Origin of the sequence: Clostridium sp. SHJSY1, from assembly GCF_031626875.1 — a bacterium.
In the GTDB taxonomy this organism is placed as follows: Bacteria; Bacillota; Clostridia; order Clostridiales; family Clostridiaceae; genus Clostridium.
The window spans coordinates 1-18,899 of the sequence record NZ_JANDMF010000044.1; the positions used below are offsets into that span (position 1 = coordinate 1).

The 18,899-nt window shown below is 28.8% G+C and carries 19 protein-coding genes; 14 read left to right on the plus strand and 5 right to left on the minus strand.

The genetic code is table 11. From position 1 onward, the window contains the following. Positions 1-228 precede the first annotated feature (228 nt). From hypF to NNC19_RS17835, 13 genes are all read left to right on the plus strand, one after another. Positions 229-2,523 (plus strand): carbamoyltransferase HypF, encoded by a 2,295-nt coding sequence (gene hypF, locus NNC19_RS17775; RefSeq protein ID WP_310940026.1) that lies wholly within the window; start codon positions 229-231, stop codon positions 2,521-2,523. Between the two features lie 331 nt (positions 2,524-2,854). Continuing rightward, entirely contained in the window at positions 2,855-3,739 is an 885-nt protein-coding gene (locus NNC19_RS17780; protein WP_310940027.1) for a hydrogenase small subunit, read from the plus strand. 21 nt (positions 3,740-3,760) lie between these two features. After that, positions 3,761-5,176: a nickel-dependent hydrogenase large subunit gene (locus tag NNC19_RS17785; protein ID WP_310940028.1), complete on the plus strand. Its 1,416-nt coding sequence runs from the start codon at positions 3,761-3,763 to the stop codon at positions 5,174-5,176. Between the two features lie 2 nt (positions 5,177-5,178). After that, positions 5,179-5,637: a HyaD/HybD family hydrogenase maturation endopeptidase gene (locus tag NNC19_RS17790; RefSeq protein WP_310940029.1), complete on the plus strand. Its 459-nt coding sequence runs from the start codon at positions 5,179-5,181 to the stop codon at positions 5,635-5,637. A 13-nt stretch (positions 5,638-5,650) separates the two neighbouring features. Continuing rightward, a complete protein-coding gene (gene hypA, locus NNC19_RS17795; protein ID WP_310940030.1) occupies positions 5,651-5,992 on the plus strand; it encodes a hydrogenase maturation nickel metallochaperone HypA in 342 nt (113 codons plus the stop codon). 3 nt (positions 5,993-5,995) lie between these two features. Next, positions 5,996-6,658 carry a hydrogenase nickel incorporation protein HypB gene (hypB, locus tag NNC19_RS17800; RefSeq protein ID WP_310940031.1) on the plus strand — a complete coding sequence of 221 codons (663 nt, stop codon included), beginning with the start codon at positions 5,996-5,998 and terminating at the stop codon, positions 6,656-6,658. A gap of 14 nt (positions 6,659-6,672) precedes the next feature. After that, positions 6,673-6,852: a twin-arginine translocase TatA/TatE family subunit gene (locus NNC19_RS17805; protein WP_310940032.1), complete on the plus strand. Its 180-nt coding sequence runs from the start codon at positions 6,673-6,675 to the stop codon at positions 6,850-6,852. Positions 6,853-6,871: 19 nt separating this feature from the next. Beyond that, a complete protein-coding gene (locus NNC19_RS17810; protein ID WP_310940033.1) occupies positions 6,872-7,612 on the plus strand; it encodes a twin-arginine translocase subunit TatC in 741 nt (246 codons plus the stop codon). Between the two features lie 16 nt (positions 7,613-7,628). Continuing rightward, the gene (gene tatC / locus NNC19_RS17815) at positions 7,629-8,360 is read left to right on the plus strand and encodes a twin-arginine translocase subunit TatC (RefSeq protein WP_310940034.1); all 732 of its coding nucleotides are present in this window, start codon (positions 7,629-7,631) and stop codon (positions 8,358-8,360) included. 20 nt (positions 8,361-8,380) lie between these two features. Then, positions 8,381-8,605, plus strand: coding sequence for a HypC/HybG/HupF family hydrogenase formation chaperone (locus NNC19_RS17820; RefSeq protein ID WP_310940035.1), 225 nt, complete (start codon positions 8,381-8,383; stop codon positions 8,603-8,605). Beyond that, positions 8,592-9,674, plus strand: coding sequence for a hydrogenase formation protein HypD (hypD, locus tag NNC19_RS17825; protein WP_310940036.1), 1,083 nt, complete (start codon positions 8,592-8,594; stop codon positions 9,672-9,674). The genes NNC19_RS17820 and hypD overlap by 14 nt, the downstream gene beginning before the upstream one ends. Before the next feature lie 25 nt (positions 9,675-9,699). Continuing rightward, a complete protein-coding gene (gene hypE / locus NNC19_RS17830) occupies positions 9,700-10,707 on the plus strand; it encodes a hydrogenase expression/formation protein HypE (protein WP_310940037.1) in 1,008 nt (335 codons plus the stop codon). 149 nt (positions 10,708-10,856) lie between these two features. Then, positions 10,857-12,254 carry a discoidin domain-containing protein gene (locus NNC19_RS17835; RefSeq protein WP_310940038.1) on the plus strand — a complete coding sequence of 466 codons (1,398 nt, stop codon included), beginning with the start codon at positions 10,857-10,859 and terminating at the stop codon, positions 12,252-12,254. Between the two features lie 80 nt (positions 12,255-12,334). Here the strand turns inward: NNC19_RS17835 and NNC19_RS17840 are convergent, their stop codons facing one another. The 5 genes from NNC19_RS17840 to NNC19_RS17860 all read right to left on the minus strand — a co-directional run bounded on the left by NNC19_RS17840 (position 12,335) and on the right by NNC19_RS17860 (position 16,493). Then, complete coding sequence (locus NNC19_RS17840; RefSeq protein WP_310940039.1) at positions 12,335-13,132, minus strand: ABC transporter permease subunit; 798 nt, start codon at positions 13,130-13,132, stop codon at positions 12,335-12,337. Positions 13,133-13,145: 13 nt separating this feature from the next. Then, complete coding sequence (locus tag NNC19_RS17845; protein ID WP_310940040.1) at positions 13,146-13,943, minus strand: ABC transporter permease subunit; 798 nt, start codon at positions 13,941-13,943, stop codon at positions 13,146-13,148. Positions 13,944-13,946: 3 nt separating this feature from the next. Beyond that, a complete protein-coding gene (locus NNC19_RS17850) occupies positions 13,947-14,831 on the minus strand; it encodes an ABC transporter ATP-binding protein (RefSeq protein ID WP_310940041.1) in 885 nt (294 codons plus the stop codon). A 33-nt stretch (positions 14,832-14,864) separates the two neighbouring features. Beyond that, the gene (locus tag NNC19_RS17855; RefSeq protein ID WP_310940042.1) at positions 14,865-15,500 is read right to left on the minus strand and encodes a TetR/AcrR family transcriptional regulator; all 636 of its coding nucleotides are present in this window, start codon (positions 15,498-15,500) and stop codon (positions 14,865-14,867) included. 354 nt (positions 15,501-15,854) lie between these two features. Next, positions 15,855-16,493, minus strand: coding sequence for a histidine phosphatase family protein (locus NNC19_RS17860; RefSeq protein ID WP_310940043.1), 639 nt, complete (start codon positions 16,491-16,493; stop codon positions 15,855-15,857). A 233-nt stretch (positions 16,494-16,726) separates the two neighbouring features. Between NNC19_RS17860 and NNC19_RS17865 the strand changes: the two genes are divergently transcribed. Next, entirely contained in the window at positions 16,727-18,526 is a 1,800-nt protein-coding gene (locus tag NNC19_RS17865; protein WP_310940044.1) for a heme NO-binding domain-containing protein, read from the plus strand. The last annotated feature ends 373 nt before the right edge of the window (positions 18,527-18,899 follow it).

Consider the following 18,899-nt stretch of genomic DNA (forward strand, 5'->3'; position numbering starts at 1 on the left):
TAACAAGGATTTATCATAAATGTTTTTTATTTTATTCAGTTGTAAAATTATTCAAGCATTTTTGCACTATTATAGTTTATTTTAGATTGTTACAGTATTTTGTATAAATGTAATAATAATTTTTACAAATAAAGAAAAATAAATATAATCAGCACTTAAATGGTATAATATTGTTAAAATGTATATTTAATGTATACATTATGAAGTTATACTTTTGGAGGCAGGGATTTGAAAAGATTTATTTTAAGAGTAGAAGGTATTGTACAAGGTATAGGATTTCGACCTTTTGTTTATAATATAGCCATTCACAATGATATAAAAGGATGGATTAATAATAATTCAGAAGGAGTTTTTATAGACATAGAGGGAGAAGATGAAAAGGTGCATATTTTTTTACAAGAACTAAAAAATGAAGCACCTTCTCTAGCCAAAATAGAAAAATTGATTATTAAGGAAGAAAAATTAAAATATTATACTAGGTTTGAAATAAAAAAAAGCCAAATTTATAAAGGAAAAATCACATTAGTTTCTCCAGATATAGCAACTTGTGAAGAATGTATTCAAGAAATAAAAAATCCAACAAATAAGAGATATAAATATCCATTTACAAACTGTACAAACTGTGGTCCAAGGTTTTCAATAATAAAGGATATTCCATATGATAGAGATAAAACCACCATGGAAGAATTTAAAATGTGTATGGAATGTGAAGAAGAATATAAAAATCCTTTGAATAGAAGGTTTCATGCACAACCAAATGCTTGTAAAGAGTGTGGACCTAAACTTTGGATAGAAGATACTAATGGAGTAAAAGTAAGTGTTTATGATGAAATAGAGTGGACTAGAAAAAAATTAAAGGAAGGAAAAATTTTTGCTATAAAAGGGTTAGGTGGGTTTCATTTGGTTTGTGATGCAGCAGATGAAAATGCAATTCGAATATTAAGAGATAGAAAAAAGAGGCCTCATAAACCTTTTGCTGTTATGATGAAAAACATAGAGGCAACTAAAAAATATTGTAAAGTGAGTTTTAAAGAAGAAGAGGTGCTCACAGGAAGTAAAAGGCCAATTGTTATATTAGAACAATTAGCAAATAATAATTTATCAGAATTAATAGCACCACATCAAAAAACTTTAGGGGTTATGTTGCCATATACTCCATTACATCACTTACTATTTGAAGATAATGTTGAAGCATTAATTATGACAAGTGCAAATGTTTATGGATTGCCATTAGAATATAAAAATAAGGATGCTATAAAGAATTTGGGAAGTATTGCAGATTATTTTTTACAGCATGATAGAGATATATATGTTCCAATAGATGATTCTGTTGTAAAAATAGTAAATGATGATATTTATATGATAAGAAGAGCACGAGGATATGTTCCAGAACCAATATTGATAGAGAATATGAAGAGTATTTTTGCTTGTGGATCTAATATGAAAAATACTTTTTGCATTTCAAAGGAAAATTTTTTATTCTTAAGTCAACATAATGGTGATTTAGAAAATGTAGAAACTATTGAGCATTATGAAAATAATATTGAACACTTTAAAAATATATTTTCCTTTAAGCCAGATTATATAGCTATTGATATGCATCCAAACTATACTTCAAATAAATTTGCACAAAAATATAATCTTCCTGTAATAGAAGTACAACATCATCATGCACATATTGTAAGCTCTTTAGCAGAAAGTGGTGTAAATAGAAAAGTAATTGGGATTGCTTTTGATGGAACTGGTTATGGAACTGATGGTAAGCTGTGGGGAGGAGAATTTTTACTATGTGATAATAAGGAATTTGAGAGGTTGGGTCATTTGGAATACATAAAAATGCCTGGAGGAGAAAAGGCTATTAAAGAACCTTGGAGAATGGGAGTTTCTTATATTTATGAAACGTTCAAATCTGGAAAATGGAATTCATGCAACAATTTAGAACAGTTACAAAAGGTTTTAGTCAACATATATGGCAAACAATCTATAAATCTATTACCTATCATAGATGCACAAATTAATTGCCCAGAAACTTCAAGCATGGGGAGGCTTTTTGATGGAGTATCTAGCATAATAGGATTAAATCATGTTATTACATATGAAGGACAGGCAGCTATCGAACTAGAATCTCTGATAAAAAATGAAGGCTATAAAAAAAGTTATAATTATAATATAAATATTGATAAAGGATATGTGGTAGAGCCTTATGAAATTATACTTGGAATAATGAAGGATAAAGTTCGAAATATTTCAGATGGAGTTATTGCTACAAAATTTCATAATACAATAATAAAATTTGCAAAGGAGATATGTAATTTAATTAGGAAGGATAGAGGAATTAATGAAGTAGCATTAAGTGGAGGAGTTTTTCAAAATAAATATCTACTTAACGGGTTAATAGAAGAATTAAAAAGCAGCCAATTTATTGTATATACAAATAAGTTAATTCCTTCAAATGATGGGGGAATAGCTTTAGGACAAATTATAATAGCAAATGAAATTCTGAATGATACTAAAAATAGATAAGATACAAATATTATATAGAATATCTATGAGTGTTGAATGAAGAATATATTGTTTTGATTGACAATATTATATAAAAATTAACAAAAATGGTATTGAAAAAATTAACAGTAAGATATAATATATTTATAAATACATTATCAAAGAGTGAAAAAAATATAAAAAAAACAATTATTTATCAGTATTAATAATATTTTGGTATTTATATTGATGACATTATTCTTTTTACAGAAATCTATTAACAAAGAAGCATAACTAGAATTGACATAATTTTTAAATAATAAAATTTTACTATTTTTGTATCACAATAAGAGTGGTGAGAGGGAGGGTTTTTATGAAAATAAGTAGAAGGGAATTTCTAAAATGGTCACTAGCAGCTGCAGTTGCGCTAAATCTAGATTTAGATATGGACAAAGTGAATACAGTGCTAGCAGCAGAAACAGATCCACCTGTAATTTGGCTAAATGGGGCAGGATGTTCAGGATGTACAATATCAACATTAAATGTTACAGAACCAACAACTATTGATAATGTACTTACTAATAAGATAAGCCTAAAATTTAGTACTACACTTATGACTGCTTCAGGAGAAAATGCTATGAAAACTTTAGAAGAAGTAGCTGATAAGTATAAAAGTAACTTCATTCTTGTCATAGAAGGAGCAGTGCCTACAGCAGAAGGTGGTGCTTATTGTATAATTGGAGAGCAAAATGGAGTACCTTTAACAATGGAACAAGCTGTATTAAAATATGCTTCTATGGCTAACTATGTAGTTTCTGTTGGAACTTGTGCTTCATTTGGTGGCGTTTCAGGGGCAGCAACAAGTACTTCATGTAAATCAGTTCAATCACTTACAGGAGGACAAACTGTTAATCCTGTGATAAATCTTCCAGGATGTCCTGTAAATCCAACTGTGTTAGTTCAAACATTACTAGATTTAATTTTAATTGGAATGCCAACATTAGATACCAACAATAGACCGACTAATTTCTATGGAAAAACAGTTCATGCAGCTTGCCCAAGAAGAGGACAAACTAAAGTACAACCAGGAATAGCTGGATGTTATGGTGGTGCATCAGGATGTAAGGGACCAAGATGTAATAATGTATGTCCATCTACTAAATGGAATAATGGGACAAGCTTTTGCGTATTATCAAACTATCCATGTATAGGTTGTGCAGCACCAACATTCCCATCCAATCCATTAACAACAGTTTAGAGAAATATAGGGGGAATAATTATGGGGAAAATAGTATTAGATCCAATTACTAGGTTAGAAGGTCACTTAAAAATTAATGTAACATTAGACTACAATACTGTAACTTCAGTACAAGTAGTAGGAGGCTTATATAGAGATTTTGAAAATATGCTTTTAAATAGAGTTCCAAAAGATGCAGCTTTTTTAACACAAAGAATATGTGGATTATGTCCTATATCACATGCCATAGCATCTGCAAAGGCGATAGAACAAGTAAGTAATTTTACACCAACATTGCAAGGGGTGTTTTTAAGAAATCTAATTGAAGGAGCAAATTATATATCAGATAATATTCTTCATTTCTATCATTTATCTTTAATGGACTATGTAAAGGGTTCACAAATAAGTCCTTGGGTTCCGGCTTATGAAATTGATTATAGATTTAGTGTAGCAGATAATGAATCATTAATGAATCATTATATCAGTGCGCTTTCAGCAAGAAGACAAGCTCATGAAATGGGGGCTATATTTGCTGGAAAGTTGCCACATGCTGCTAGTATTGTTCCAGGGGGAGTAACAGCTATACCAACAGCTGATGATATAAGCAAGTTTAGGGAACATTTAAATAATATTATTTCATTTATTGAAAGTACATATCAAAGTGATGTTAATAAATTAACTGAAATGTATAAAGACTATTATGATATAGGTAAAGGTTATGGAAACTTAATAACTTATGGAGTATTTGATACAGATACATCAGGAGGATTGTTATTCCCAGGTGGAATAGTTTCAAATGGTGATATATCTGGAATAAATCAAAAAAATATTGAAGAACATGTTAAATATTCATGGTATTCATCAGCATCTAGAGAAAATCCAGCAAATGAAACAACAACGCCAAGCTATGGTAAGGCAGATGCCTATACATGGCTTAAGGCACCAAGATATAACGGACAACCTTTTGAAGCAGGTTCTATAGCTAGAACTTGGGTTAGTGGTGATTATAGAGAAGGAGTTTCAGTAATGGATAGACATATGGCAAAGCAAATTGAAACATTAAAAGTAGCAAAAAATATGCTTATATGGCTGGATCAACTAGTAATTGGACAAACAGGGTATACAAATATAGGAACACCAACTGTGGGTAGTGGAGTAGGCTTAACAGAAGCACCAAGAGGAGCACTAGGACATTGGATATCAGTTGATAACTCTACTATATCAAAATATCAAATTGTTACACCAACTTGTTGGAATGCTTCACCTAAGGATGATAATGAAAATTATGGACCAATAGAAAAAGCCCTAATTGGAACATTTGTAACTGATGTGGATAAACCTATTGAACTTCTAAGAATTGTCCATTCATTTGATCCATGTACTGGGTGTTCGGTTCATGTGCTATCTCCAGAAGGTGTTGAAATGTCTAAGTTTATAGTACAACCTATAGGGGTGTAAATATGAAACATACTGTCATCATTGGAATTGGAAATATACTTTTGAGGGATGATGGTGTAGGGGTTCATACAATAAATTACTTAAGAAATGAAAATATATCATCTACTATTGAATTGGTAGATGGAGGAACTTCTACATTAAATATATTAAGTTATTTTTTAGATTATAGTAGAGTAATTGTAATTGACTGTTTAAGGGCTGGATATGAGCCAGGCACTATATATAAGATTAATCCTGATGAGATAATTAATTACAAAAGTGAAAACTTATCTTTACATGATGTTCAAATTTTAGATGTTATAAAAATGGCAAATATGATAGGTAAATTTCCTAAGGTCACCATTATAGGAATTGAACCTGAAGAAATAAGTCTAAATACAGAATTAACAGAAACAATTAAAAATAAGGTTCATGAGATTATAAAACATATTAAATATGAAATAGAAAAGAATTTGTTTTAAGTTAGGTGATAAAATGCATGAAGTTTCCATTATGGAAAGTGTTATAAAGATTGTTTTAGAAAACGCAGAAGAAAACAACATAAAGAAAGTATCTAAAGTTACACTTAAAATAGGAGAATTATCAGGAGTAATGTCAGATGCATTGAATTTTGCCTTTAGTTGTTTATCAAAAGATACAATAACAGAAGGAGCAGAATTTATTATTGAAAAAGTAGAAGCTATAGCTATTTGCGATGAGTGCAACATAGAGTTTAAGATAGATCATTTTAATAAGTTGTGTCCAAATTGCAAGAAATTTAGTTCACATATTATAAGTGGATATGAGCTTTATGTAAATACTATTGAAGGAGATTAGAAAATGAATGAGATAAAGTTAGTAAAAAATATTTTGCAAACAAATGATGAAATAACAGCACAAAACAGAAAAAAGTTAGATGAAAAAGGAATATATGTAGTTAACTTAATGAGTTCTCCAGGTTCAGGGAAGACATCTATTTTGGAAAAACTTATTTCTAAATTAGGGAAAGAGATAAAAATAGCTGTAATTGAGGGCGATATTTATACAACAAAAGATGCAGAGAGAATTAAAGCGCAAGGGGTACCGGTAGTACAAATCAATACAGGGGGAGCATGTCATTTAGATGGAGAAATGATAAGAAATTCAATTAATTCTTTGACCCTAGATAATATTGATGTGCTTGTAATTGAAAATGTAGGAAACCTAGTATGTCCAGCTGAATTTGAAATAGGTGAAGATATAAAAATATGTGTTCTTAGCACTCCTGAAGGAAATGATAAACCACTTAAATATCCATTGATGTTTGAAAAAAGTAGTGCAGTTATTTTGAATAAAACAGACCTGATTCCATATACAAATTTTAACAAAGAAGAATTTTATGAAGATATTAAATCAATAAATGCAAATGCTATTATATTTGAGACAAGCTGTGTTAAGGATGAAGGTATAGATGAAATTTATATTTGGTTAAAAAATAAGATTAATGAAAAGAAAGGTTTATAAAGGGGGACAATAATATGCCAAGAATAGGATTTCCAGAGTTAATAGTTATATTGGTTATTGCATTGGTGATTTTTGGGCCAGGAAAGCTTCCATCAGTGGGTAAATCTATAGGAGAAGCTATTAATGAATTCAAGAAAGCATCAAATGAAATTACAAAAGAGCCAAATAAGGAAGAGATTAAAGAAGAAAAATAATAAATGAGGTAATTACATAATGAAAAGTGAGCAAATTGTTCAATTTGTAAATTGGTTAGAGAAATTTAGAAAGGCAATAATAGCAATATTCTTTATTGTTATAATTTCAACACTAATTATGTATTCTCAAGTTGATATAATTATAAAATTTTTAGTAGAGCCACTAGGAAGTACTCAACTATATTTTTTGACTCCAACAGAAGGATTTATCACTAAAATGAAAGTTGCATTTTTAAGTGGGATAATAATAACTTTTCCAATAATAGCTTATTTGATTTTGTTAATAGTAATTTCAAAGATAAGTAAAAAAAATATAATAATAGTAGGGTTGGTTTTAATTCCTTTTTCAATGGTTTTGTTTGCTGGAGGTATTATATTTGGATATAAGTTACTAGTTCCATCTACTATTAAATTTCTATTAGAATGTGGTAATGACTTTATGAAAGCAACTATATCAGGAAGTAATTATATGTCTTTTATAGAAACATTGATCCTGTTAGTAGGGTTTCTTTTTGAATTACCATTAATACTAATAGGCTTATCAAGAATAAAAATTATTACTTCAAAAATGTTAAAAGGTAAAAGAAAGTTTGCAATAATGAGTTCACTTATAATTGTTGCCTGTATAGCACCATCATTAGATGCTATGACTTTTATTTTAGTAACATTACCTATAATAATTTTATATGAAATTAGCATTTGGTGCATTTTTTTATTAGAAAAGAATGATAAACGAAAAGAAAATATAAGAGAAATTTAGTGTTTGAGGTGATGAGATGGATAAGGATATTGTAGAAGAAATGTCTGTGGTAGATCACCTCAGAGAACTAAGGAAGAGAATAATGATAATAATTTTTTTTATAGCTGTAGTATCTATAATCATATATAGCAAAGTTCATTATTTAATAGATTTTTTTATGATTCCTATAAATAAATTTAATTTAGAATTAGTTTACTTTTCTTTAACTGATGGATTCATTGCAAGGATGGAATTATCTTTAGTAACAGGAACTATAATTGTGATTCCTGTGATATTATATCAAATAGCAAAGTTTATAAATCCGGGATTAACAAAAAAAGAGAAAAGATTTTTGTATAGAAACTTATTTTTTATATCTATTTTATTAATATTAGGAATGGCTTTTGGATATATATTGTTAATACCATATGTTTTAAAATTTTTAATATTATATGGAGAGGAATATATGAATCCATTACTTTCAGGAATTACATATTTCAATTTTGTAGGTTTATTTTGTTTTTTTATAGGACTAGTGTTTTTAATTCCATATGTGATTGTTTTATTAGGAAAGTTATCATTATTAACAGCTAAAAGACTTAAAAAGTTTAGAAAGTATGTAATAATATTTACTTTAACCTTAGAAGGGCTTTTTATTTCAAGTGCAGGAATTATTCCATGGTTGCTTTTAGCTTTACCTATAATAATTCTGTATGAAATTGGCATATGGATAGTCAAATTTATGGAGAAAAAAAGAAATAAGAATTAGACTAGGAAAGGAGAATCAGTATGTGCTTAGCAGTACCAGGGAAGATTTTATCTATAGATAATTTTAGAGGGGTAATTGAGATTGGAAATATGAAAAGAGATGTTTTCATGCAGCTCATCCCAGATGCAAAGGTTGGAGAATATGTATTGGTTCATGCAGGATGTGCAATAGAGACTATTGATGAGGAAGAAGCTTTAAAAACCTTGGAAATACTAAAGGAGCTATCAGAAAATGAAATTTGTTGATGAATTTAGAAATGGAGAATATGCAAAAAGTTTAGTTAAATCTATACAAAATGTTACTAATAAAAAAATAAATATTATGGAGGTATGTGGTACTCATACTATGTCAATATTTAGATATGGTGTTCGAGACATACTTCCAGAAAATATAAAATTAATATCAGGGCCAGGATGTCCTGTATGTGTTACGCCTCAAAATTACATAGATACTGCTTTAGAGTTAACACTAAATAATGATGTTATAATTGCAACTTTTGGAGATATGATAAGGGTTCCGGGGAGAAAAAGTTCTTTGATGAAAAGAAGAGCTGAAGGAGCAGATATTAGAATTGTATATTCTCCAATGGATACATTGATAATAGCAAAGGAGAATCCAGACAAAAAAGTAGTATTTCTCTCTGTAGGATTTGAGACAACAGCTCCTATGACTGCTATAACAGCAATTGAGGCTAAAAAACTTAATATAAAGAATTTATTGTTCTTAACAGCTCATAAAATTGTGCCACCAGTTATGAAATCCCTTGTAGAAGATGGAGAGGTTCAAATTGATGGTTTTTTACTTCCTGGGCATGTAAGTGCTATTATTGGAGAAAAGCCATATAAATTTTTAGCAAAAGATTATAATATCCCTGGAGTTGTAACAGGTTTTGAGCCTTTAGATATATTAAAAGGCATAGATAAATTAATTCATATGATAACTCTCAAAGATTACAAAATAGTAAATGAATATAAAAGAATTGTAAGAGAAGATGGAAATATTCATGCCATGGAATACTTAAATAAAGTTTTTGAGCTAACAGATAGTACATGGAGAGGGATTGGACTAGTTTCAAATAGTGGATATAGATTTAGAAAAGAGTATAAAGAGTTTGATGCTATGAAGCATTTTAATATAGAATATAAAGATTATGATGAAGTTTCAGGATGTAGATGTGGTGACATTCTGAAAGGTAAAATAACCCCTTTTGAATGTCCTTTGTTTAAAAAGATATGTACGCCAGAAAATCCTATTGGATCTTGTATGGTATCTTCAGAAGGAACTTGTGCAGCTTACTATAGATACAACAGTTAATATTAAGGTTAGGAGGACATGTTTTATGGAAGAAAAGGTACTATTAAGCCATGGTAGTGGAGGAAAGCAAACAAACAATCTAATTAACAATCTTTTTTTAAAGTATTTTGATAATGAAATTATTAATGAACTTAATGATTCTGCACAGTTAAATTTAAATAGTACAAAAATAGCTTTTACAACAGATTCTTTTGTTGTTAATCCTATAATATTTAGTGGAGGAGATATAGGGAAATTAGCAGTCTGTGGTACAGTAAATGATTTAGCTATGAGTGGAGCAAAGCCACTTTATTTAACTAGTGCATTTATTATAGAAGAGGGATTCACATTAGAAAGCCTTGAAAAGATTGTGAGATCTATGTCTATTGCAGCAAAGGAAGCTGGTGTTTCAATTATAGCTGGTGATACAAAGGTAGTAGAAAAAGGTGGAGTAGATGGTGTGTTTATAAATACTTCAGGGATAGGCACAATATATGAAAATGTAAATTGTAAGGCAAATAATGCAAAACCAGGAGATTTAGTAATTGTTAATGGTACATTAGGAGACCATGGAATGACTATTATGTGTGAAAGAAGTGGAATAAATATAACTGGAGATTTAAAAAGTGATTGTGCACCATTAAATTCTTTAGTAGATTGTATATTAAAAGTTTGTCCAAAAGTGCATGTATTCAGAGATGCTACTAGAGGGGGAGTGGCTGCAGTTTTAAATGAAATTGCAGATATGAGTGAGGTTAGTATTGAATTAGATGAAGACAAAATTCCATTAAGTGAAGAAGTTAAAGGTGCTTGTGAGTTATTAGGATTGGATCCATTATATATAGCAAATGAAGGAAAGTTATGTGCATTTGTCCCAGAGGAGTATGGTGATAAAGTATTAACAGAAATGAAGAAACATCCATTAGGAAAGAAGGCTTCTATTATAGGGAGAGTAGTAAAATCAGAAAATAAAAATGTATATTTAAGAACTATAATAGGAGGAAAAAGAATCGTAGATATGCCATCAGGAGAGCAATTGCCAAGGATATGTTAGTATTTGATAAAAAATACTGAAAATTATGACAAAATAATTGCATTTAACGATAAACTATTCTACAGTTTGAAATATTAATGTAAAATAACAATAAGCAAAGTAATTTTTTAAATCTAAATATTAATAATTTTTAAACTGGGGGAAATAAAATGTTAAAAAGAAAAGTTATTTTTTCTATTTCATTATCATTAGCAGTTGCAAGTTCTTTAATGATGGTTGGAAATAATGTATTTGCAAAAACTTTAAGTTCTACAGGAAGTACTTCTTTTGCAACAACAACTTTAAATGCTTCAAAAACTAGTTTGACACTGTCAGATATGCCATCTAATCTTAAAAGTTCTATAGAATGGGTTTGGAACAATAGAATGATTAAAGAAGGATCAACAACACGTAAAAATTTGATATTTGATCAAATTTATGCTGGTAAGGGGACCCTTAACTATGTCGTACGTTGGCAGTCAAATAAGAATTTAACTCTTGAACAACGTAAGAAATTTGAAACAATGCTTAATCGTCAAGTTAATAACTGGGTTAAAAAACTTAAAGGTTATGATGGTTGGGCATATGACAGTGTTACAGTAAAGGTAGTGGGTTGGGCATGTGCTAATGCTTCACAAATATTGGACAAGCAACCTAATGAAACGGTATATACAAATTGTATTAATGATGATTTGAATAAAACAAATCCAAGTATACCAGCAAAATTACCAAGTGCTCCTACTAATTTATCTAGAGCAGATCATTTTGAAGATAAAAATTATTCTTATCCAGGTGGATATGATAAGAGATTCGACATGTATCTATGGGGAACCACTAACTTTGAAGGAGGAGCAGGTGGAGACTGGGGACAACGTATATCAGATGATTACATATTAAGCATGCTAGACACAAATGAAGCTCATATAATTGAACACGAAATGGGTCATGGATTTGGAATGCCAGATTTCTATGAGGATAATGATCGTCCACCAGGAGGATTTCCTACACCTACAATTATGTGGGCCGGAAATTCAGCAACTATAACAGATTGGGATAGCTGGTTATTGCGTTATACATGGAGTCAATTAAAGAAAGATACTTCACGCTTTCCAGCAACATCAACAACACCAACTAATTCAAATATTGCACTAAAAGCATCTGCAACAACATCATATTGTTCATCTTGGGAAAATATTAGTGCATTAAATGATGGAGTTGATCCATCAAATTCAAATGATAGAAATCATGCGGTTTATGGAAATTGGCCACAAACTGGAACTCAATGGGTTCAATATGACTTTGACAAGAATTATAATATATCATCATGTGATTTATATTGGTTTAAAGATAATCAGGGAGTAGATGTTCCAAAGTCTTATAAAATTAAGTATTGGAATGGGTCAGCATGGATTGAAGTAAGTAAACCAGTTGGACTTGGAACTGCTATAAATAAATATAATACTACAACATTTACTACTGTGAATACAAAATCAATAAGAGTTGAGATGGTATCTAAGGGCACAGCATCAACAGGACTTCTTGAATGGAAAGTAAGTGGGGCCAATTAAGAGATAATTGTAAAGAGAGGGACTTAATCATTAAGATGAATAAGTTTCTCTCTTTTTATACTAATGGAAAAGGTAGAGTATTATATATTTAAATCTTTTTTATTATAAAAAGCATAAGTTATAGTTGAGCATGCAAAAATTATTATAAAGGACAAGAATAAAAAATTAGGTTCAAGTTCACCTCCATACATTAAATCTTTAGCTTGAAAATATTTAAAAGGGGTAAAATACTTCAAGTAATCAAGTTTATCATTTATATCAATAATTATAGATAATATGAACATAACAAGTAAAATTCCAGTAGAAATTGAAGTGGAGTTTCTTGGCTTTTTGATTATAGAAGATATAGCTGTTCCAAGAAATAAAAATATTAGTTGGATTAAAAATAAACCAATCATTAATCTAAAGATATCAGAGTTAACATTTTCACCATTACCAAAATATTGAATAACTCCTATTGAACATATGAATGTAAATAAGGTAAAGAAAACTACGTTCAAAAAGCCTGAAAAAATCTTAGCAGTAATTATATAATTTCTGGATACAGGTTTTGCATATATAAATTCGGCAGTTTTATCTCGTTCTTCTTTTGATATAATAGTTGAACCAATTATTGCTGCAAAAATTCCAGCCATCAATGCCAAGTAAAAAAATATAACACCATAATAGCCACTAGCTTTTGATAAATTTAATGAACCTACACCAATAATATTTTGCAAAGATTTTGGCATTTTTGATAAAATTTCATTTGTAGATTGGATAGAATCAGAAGCAGCACTAAATTTAGCAATACCAGAGGTAATCAAAATAAATGAACTAATGCACCATAAAATAAGTGATTTTGTATGAACTTTCATTTCTCTTAAAAATATATTCATAAATATTACCTCCTTATACAGAATGAATATCTTTAGTTGAATAAATATAATAACTAATTAAAATACATATGAATATAAAAACTATTTCTAAAATTATAGATGATGTTTGATAAGATGCATTTTTTATAATAGTTGATGGATCATAAAATTTGAATGGTGTTACATATTTTAATAAATCGTTATCAATAACTGATTGAATCATACCTATAATATAAAAACCAAAAACTGTGCTTAAAGATATTGAAATTACTGATTTTATTTTAGTTATTGTAGTTGAAATAATTATTCCTAAAGATAAAAATATAAGTTGCATAAAAAACATAGTAATAGAAATCATTAAAAATAGTTTAGTATCAAAAGATGTATTAGAAACAACGTTTGCTATTATGATAGCAGCTAAGATGAAAATTACATTTGTTATAATTATGCATGTCAATGTAGCAAGCAATTTTGCTGTTAATATTTCTTTTCTAGTAACAGGTTTTGTTAAGAGAAAGTCTGCTGTTTTATCACTAGTTTCTTTTGATACTACAGAAAGACCAAGGTTCATAGCTTGAATACATCCACATATTGATATATATATAAATGAATATGAATAAAAGCCTAAAATAGATGAAAAAGAATTTAATGTAATACCAAAAGCTTTTCTAATTTCTGCTGGATAACTTTTCAATAAATCATTTACTGATTCTATATCATTTGAAAAGCTAGGATACATGGATAAAAATAATACAACAATTGCAACTATAGAAAAGGACCATATAATTGTAGATTTTCTATATGATTTTAATTCATGAAAAAACATATTCATAAGCTACTCCTCCTTTTCATAGTAATGCATAAATATTTCTTCAAGGTCTGGCTCTTCTATCCATATGTTAGAAATATTAATCTGGCTTAATTTTTGTGTAATTAAGTTAATATTTCCTTTAAATAAGAAGTTTGCTGTATTATCTTTAATTTCAAGATTACTTATACCATTAATGTCAAAAAAGTCATCAGTAATAGTAGATCTTGAGTGAATCTTGATTTTTTTATAATTATTCTCTTTAAGAGTACTAATCTTTTCAACTTTTATAATTTCTCCTTCTTTAATTATGGCAACACGGTTACATAATCTCTGAATTTCATTAAGAATATGGGAAGAGAATAGTATTGTTGTACCTTTTTTGTTTTCTTCCTCTAATAAATTAAAAAATTTCTGTTGCATAAGTGGATCAAGACCACTTGTTGGTTCGTCTAAAATAATTAATTTGGGTTCATGAAGTAGACCTTGAACAATTCCAACCTTCTTTTTATTTCCAAAGGATAAATCATCAATTTTTCTATTAAGATCAAGGCTTAATATTTCTGATAGTTCTTTAATTCTTTTACGACAATCCTTTTTATAGAAACTTGCTGAATATTTTAATAAGTCTATAACTTTCATGTTGTTGTAGTAAAAGACTTCTGAAGGTAAGTAACCTATGTCTTTTGCAATTTCTGGAGCACATTTAATACAGTCCTTTCCAAATATTGTTGCATTTCCACTGGTTGGGTGAATAAGTGCAAGTAGTGTTCTGATAGTAGTGGATTTTCCAGCTCCATTTGGGCCAATGAATCCAAATATTTCACCTTCTTCAACATTAAAGCTTATATTTGAAATTCCCCTGTGATTTCCATAGTTTTTTGTAAGATTACTAATCTCAATAATATTCATAATATCCCTCCAATCATAGTAAAGGTTGCTACTTTAAGTTAATGCACACCTTACTAAACAAGTTATTTCTTTTAGGAATTTTTCATAATCATTAAACTCCATATCCCAGAAATTTTTATGATTTTTCTCAGCATATTCTCTCATATGTTCTTTGATTTTAGCAGATATACCTTCAATAAAAACTAGAATACTTTCAGTAGAAATATCCTTTCTAATAATGCCTTTTGCTTTATTAATTTCTATAAGGTTCATCATAAATTCTCTGCTTTGGTCAAGGATATAGGATAAAGCTTCATCTTTGATACTATGTTTATTGTCATAGTATAGGTTTAATAAGAAAATATATATGTCTCTCTCTTCTTTCAAAAAGATCCATGAATCTTTAAAACCTTCATAAAATAGGTCTATAATATTAGCTTCTTGAAAGTTTTGTATTTTGGAAAAACCATACTTCATGGAAATATTAAAAGATTCTTTTACACAATGAATATATAATTCTTTTTTATCTTCAAAGTATTGATACATGCTACCTTTAGAGACACCAGCCTCTTTAGCTATTTTGCCTATATTTCCTTTTTCAAAACCTTGTTTTCCAAATTCTTTTATAGATTTTTTTATTATTTTTTCTCTTTTTTCTTCAGACAAGTTGAAGAACGTTTCTTTTGGCAAGTATTTTACCTCCTTATTGTGACCAATAAGTCATGTGACTTATTGGTCATAGTATAGTACTTTTAAAAAATTAAAGCAATACCTATTTGAAAAAATTGTATTTAAATATAAACACGTTTAATCAATATATTTACCAATAGAATTGTAAGAGTATAACAACATGCTCAATAGCGGAAATGACAACATAGAAAGCCATATTATGAATTAATGAGAATGATAAAAGTATGGTTTATACTGTATTAGAGAAGATCATTAATAATCTAATAGAGGGGCAAGAGGATAATTATATGGAAGCAAGAAAGCAACAGCAAGAATTGCCTGAAAATGTTTCAGACAATATGATGAATATAAATGTTATACAAAAGATTTTACATTGTAATTATTAGGAAGATGGCTTGTGTCATTTATTGATACTATTACAGGCTTTAAATCATCATTAAAAGATAATTTACATATAGAAGTATTGCCAAGAATAATTTGATGGTACATAGTCATTTTCCAATTAAAAAGACCTATTAATCCAGCCTTAATTATACCTCCATGGGCAACTATCATTATTCTTTTTCCTTTATGAGCCTCCACTATTTTTAAAATAGCTTCTTTAGCACGTATAGATGCCATCTTTATACTTAAGTCTCCACCACAGATTGGGGCTGTTAATTCATCAGTTCTCCATACTTTAAAGTTTTCTGGGTAGAGTGCTACTATCTCTTTTAAGGTTAAACCTTCCCATTCACCAAAGTTAATTTCTCTAATAGCTGGTTCTATTACAGGTTTTGGTTCTGTATTTGAACAGATAATATTAGCAGTATCATTAGCTCGTTTTAAGGGACTAGAATAAATAAAATCAAAAGAATTTTCAACTCTTTCCTTCAAAAAATTAGCTTGAATTATACCTTCATCAGATAGATCAATATCGGTACACCCTTGAAATTTACCTAAAGCATTCCATTTTGTTTCGCCATGTCGAACTAGAAATAGTGTGGTTTTCATAGTGAATCTCCTATTCGTCTTTAAATTACTTAACAATAGTTATATATAAATTATATTAGAGAATTTGAAATTTAAAGTCAATAAAAGTTAATATTTAAAATTTAGCAGCAAATATTCAATATATATTGAATGAGGAATGGGATTGTTGTATAATATAGCTAATTAAAAGATAATTATTATTAATTAATTAGATTAAAAGTTTATAATAGAATAATGTTGAGGGGGATATTGAGATGAAAGGTACTGTAGTATCAACTTGGATGAAGACAAATAAGAAACTATTTGGAAATTCTTTAGTTGATGAAGCGATGAATTATGTTGGGTGGGGAAGCTCAAAAATATTTTCACCAATTGAAAATGTTGATGATGAAGAAGTAAAAAAGATAATAGATTATATAGCTAAGAAGGAGAACATTGAGGTTAGTACTCTGTGGAGAAAAATAGGACAAGATAATATAAAATCTTTTAGTAAGGATTATCCAGCCTTTTTTAAACATGAAAATGTTTATTCATTTTTAAAATCTATGTTTGATGTACATGTGGTAATGACAAAGAAGTTTGCTGGAGCAAAGCCACCTTTAGTTCTAATTGAACCAATCTCAAGCAGGGAAGCTTATTTTAGTTATAATTCTAAAAGAGGAATGTTTGACTATTTTCTTGGGATGCTTGAAGGGTCTTGTGAATATTTTAATGAGAAAGTAGCTGTAGAAGAGGTTTTTAGAAATGAGCATGAGTTAAAATTAAAGCTTATCTTTGATAAAGATATATATTATAAGAAAAGTTATAAATTCAATAAATTATTTTCTTTAGGGTTTATAAAAGATTTTGGATTAAAAGCAGGTTTGGGTACATTCTTAATTACTCTAATTGTAATGTTGCCTATGCTTGGAATGGAGAATGCTATTAAGTCTATTTTGGGAAGTATTGTATCTGGAATTGGAGCATTTGTTTCAGTTAATTTAATGATGGGACCTATTAATCAAATAAGAGGAGAACTTGAAAGAATCAATAAGCATGAATATAATATTGATGGAAAAATTGAGACAAATGATTTTTTTGAGGAAATTTATGAATTAATCAATAAACATAAAAAGGTTATACAAGCTGACTTTGTTGGATTTAAAGGTGTTACAGATGAAATGAACACTTTTGTAAACTCTATAAGTAAAATATCTGATTCTATGAATTATACTTCAGGAGAGATAGGTGGAGTTGTAGAACAAGTAGCTGAAGGAGCGTATACACAAGCTCAAAATACAGATACTGCAGTAAGTTCACTTAGTGAGAATATAACCTCATTAAAAGTTATAGTTGGAAATGAAAATGCCAATAAATCAGAACTTGAAGAAGCTATGAAAAAAATAAATAATAGTTATGAAAATGTTGATAATGCAAGTAGTAATATTTTAAAAACCTTAGAGAAGTTTAACGAAGTTAAGGTTAAGGGGACAAATCTTGAAGTAAAAGCAAATGACATTACTAATATTGTTTCTATAGTTTCTGGAATTGCAGAACAGACAAATTTATTAGCATTAAATGCATCTATTGAAGCAGCTAGGGCAGGAGAGCAAGGAAGAGGTTTTGCAGTAGTTGCTGAATCTATAAGAAAGTTAGCTGAGCAATCTAAAGATGCTGTACAAGAGATTAATTCAAATTTAGTACAGTTTGTTAATGAAATTGAATCTTTAGTAGGAGATATAGAAGGTCAATATGATGTGTTAGAAAAAGAGACTGATAGTTTAGGTGTTGTAAGAGATATAAGTTTTGAGGCAAATAAGTCCGTTCAAGGGGTGGCAGTATCTATGATTGATACAATAAATAAACTAAATGAACAAGCAGAAGCAATATCTCATGTTTATGATAGCATAGAATCTTTAGCAGCTATTGCAGAAGAGAATTCAGCATCTTCTCAAGAGGTAAGTGCTAATGTGTTAAATTATACTAATGAAATAAAACATCTTACAGATAATATACATGATTTTAAGGGTATCACTGAAACATTTAAAGTAGACTTGGATAAATATAAGATTTAGTATTGAAAAGTGAGTGTTATTTTTATAGCACTTGCTTTTTATTTAATGAAAGTTATTTGAATGTATTGAAAATTCATGATAATATTAGAAAGAATTGATTTGTTTAGGGAAGTAATTTATTCATATGTCCATATACAGGAAAAGTAAGAAAATTGTTGAAAGTAAATTTGATAATTGTTGTATATATAATTTATAAAACAGTTTATAATTATAATATGATGATAAAAAAAGATGAATGAATATAGCGTTTATTATAAAAGATATAAGTATGTATTTATTCACGTTTTTTTATAGTAATATAGAAAACTTTTGAGACAATATTAAGGTGCAGAAATACTAAGTTTATTTTCAATCTATTCAAAATTAACGATTG

Coding starts and splice junctions, on each gene's coding strand:
- hypD (WP_310940036.1), top strand. CDS start 8,592: ATGAAATTTGTTGATGAATTTAGAAATGGAGAATATGCAAAAAGTTTA.
- NNC19_RS17805 (WP_310940032.1), top strand. CDS start 6,673: ATGCCAAGAATAGGATTTCCAGAGTTAATAGTTATATTGGTTATTGCA.
- hypA (WP_310940030.1), top strand. CDS start 5,651: ATGCATGAAGTTTCCATTATGGAAAGTGTTATAAAGATTGTTTTAGAA.
- NNC19_RS17835 (WP_310940038.1), top strand. CDS start 10,857: ATGTTAAAAAGAAAAGTTATTTTTTCTATTTCATTATCATTAGCAGTT.
- NNC19_RS17850 (WP_310940041.1), bottom strand. CDS start 14,831: ATGAATATTATTGAGATTAGTAATCTTACAAAAAACTATGGAAATCAC.
- hypB (WP_310940031.1), top strand. CDS start 5,996: ATGAATGAGATAAAGTTAGTAAAAAATATTTTGCAAACAAATGATGAA.
- NNC19_RS17845 (WP_310940040.1), bottom strand. CDS start 13,943: ATGAATATGTTTTTTCATGAATTAAAATCATATAGAAAATCTACAATT.
- NNC19_RS17790 (WP_310940029.1), top strand. CDS start 5,179: ATGAAACATACTGTCATCATTGGAATTGGAAATATACTTTTGAGGGAT.
- tatC (WP_310940034.1), top strand. CDS start 7,629: ATGGATAAGGATATTGTAGAAGAAATGTCTGTGGTAGATCACCTCAGA.
- NNC19_RS17865 (WP_310940044.1), top strand. CDS start 16,727: ATGAAAGGTACTGTAGTATCAACTTGGATGAAGACAAATAAGAAACTA.
- NNC19_RS17810 (WP_310940033.1), top strand. CDS start 6,872: ATGAAAAGTGAGCAAATTGTTCAATTTGTAAATTGGTTAGAGAAATTT.
- NNC19_RS17840 (WP_310940039.1), bottom strand. CDS start 13,132: ATGAATATATTTTTAAGAGAAATGAAAGTTCATACAAAATCACTTATT.
- NNC19_RS17820 (WP_310940035.1), top strand. CDS start 8,381: ATGTGCTTAGCAGTACCAGGGAAGATTTTATCTATAGATAATTTTAGA.
- NNC19_RS17780 (WP_310940027.1), top strand. CDS start 2,855: ATGAAAATAAGTAGAAGGGAATTTCTAAAATGGTCACTAGCAGCTGCA.
- NNC19_RS17860 (WP_310940043.1), bottom strand. CDS start 16,493: ATGAAAACCACACTATTTCTAGTTCGACATGGCGAAACAAAATGGAAT.
- NNC19_RS17785 (WP_310940028.1), top strand. CDS start 3,761: ATGGGGAAAATAGTATTAGATCCAATTACTAGGTTAGAAGGTCACTTA.
- hypE (WP_310940037.1), top strand. CDS start 9,700: ATGGAAGAAAAGGTACTATTAAGCCATGGTAGTGGAGGAAAGCAAACA.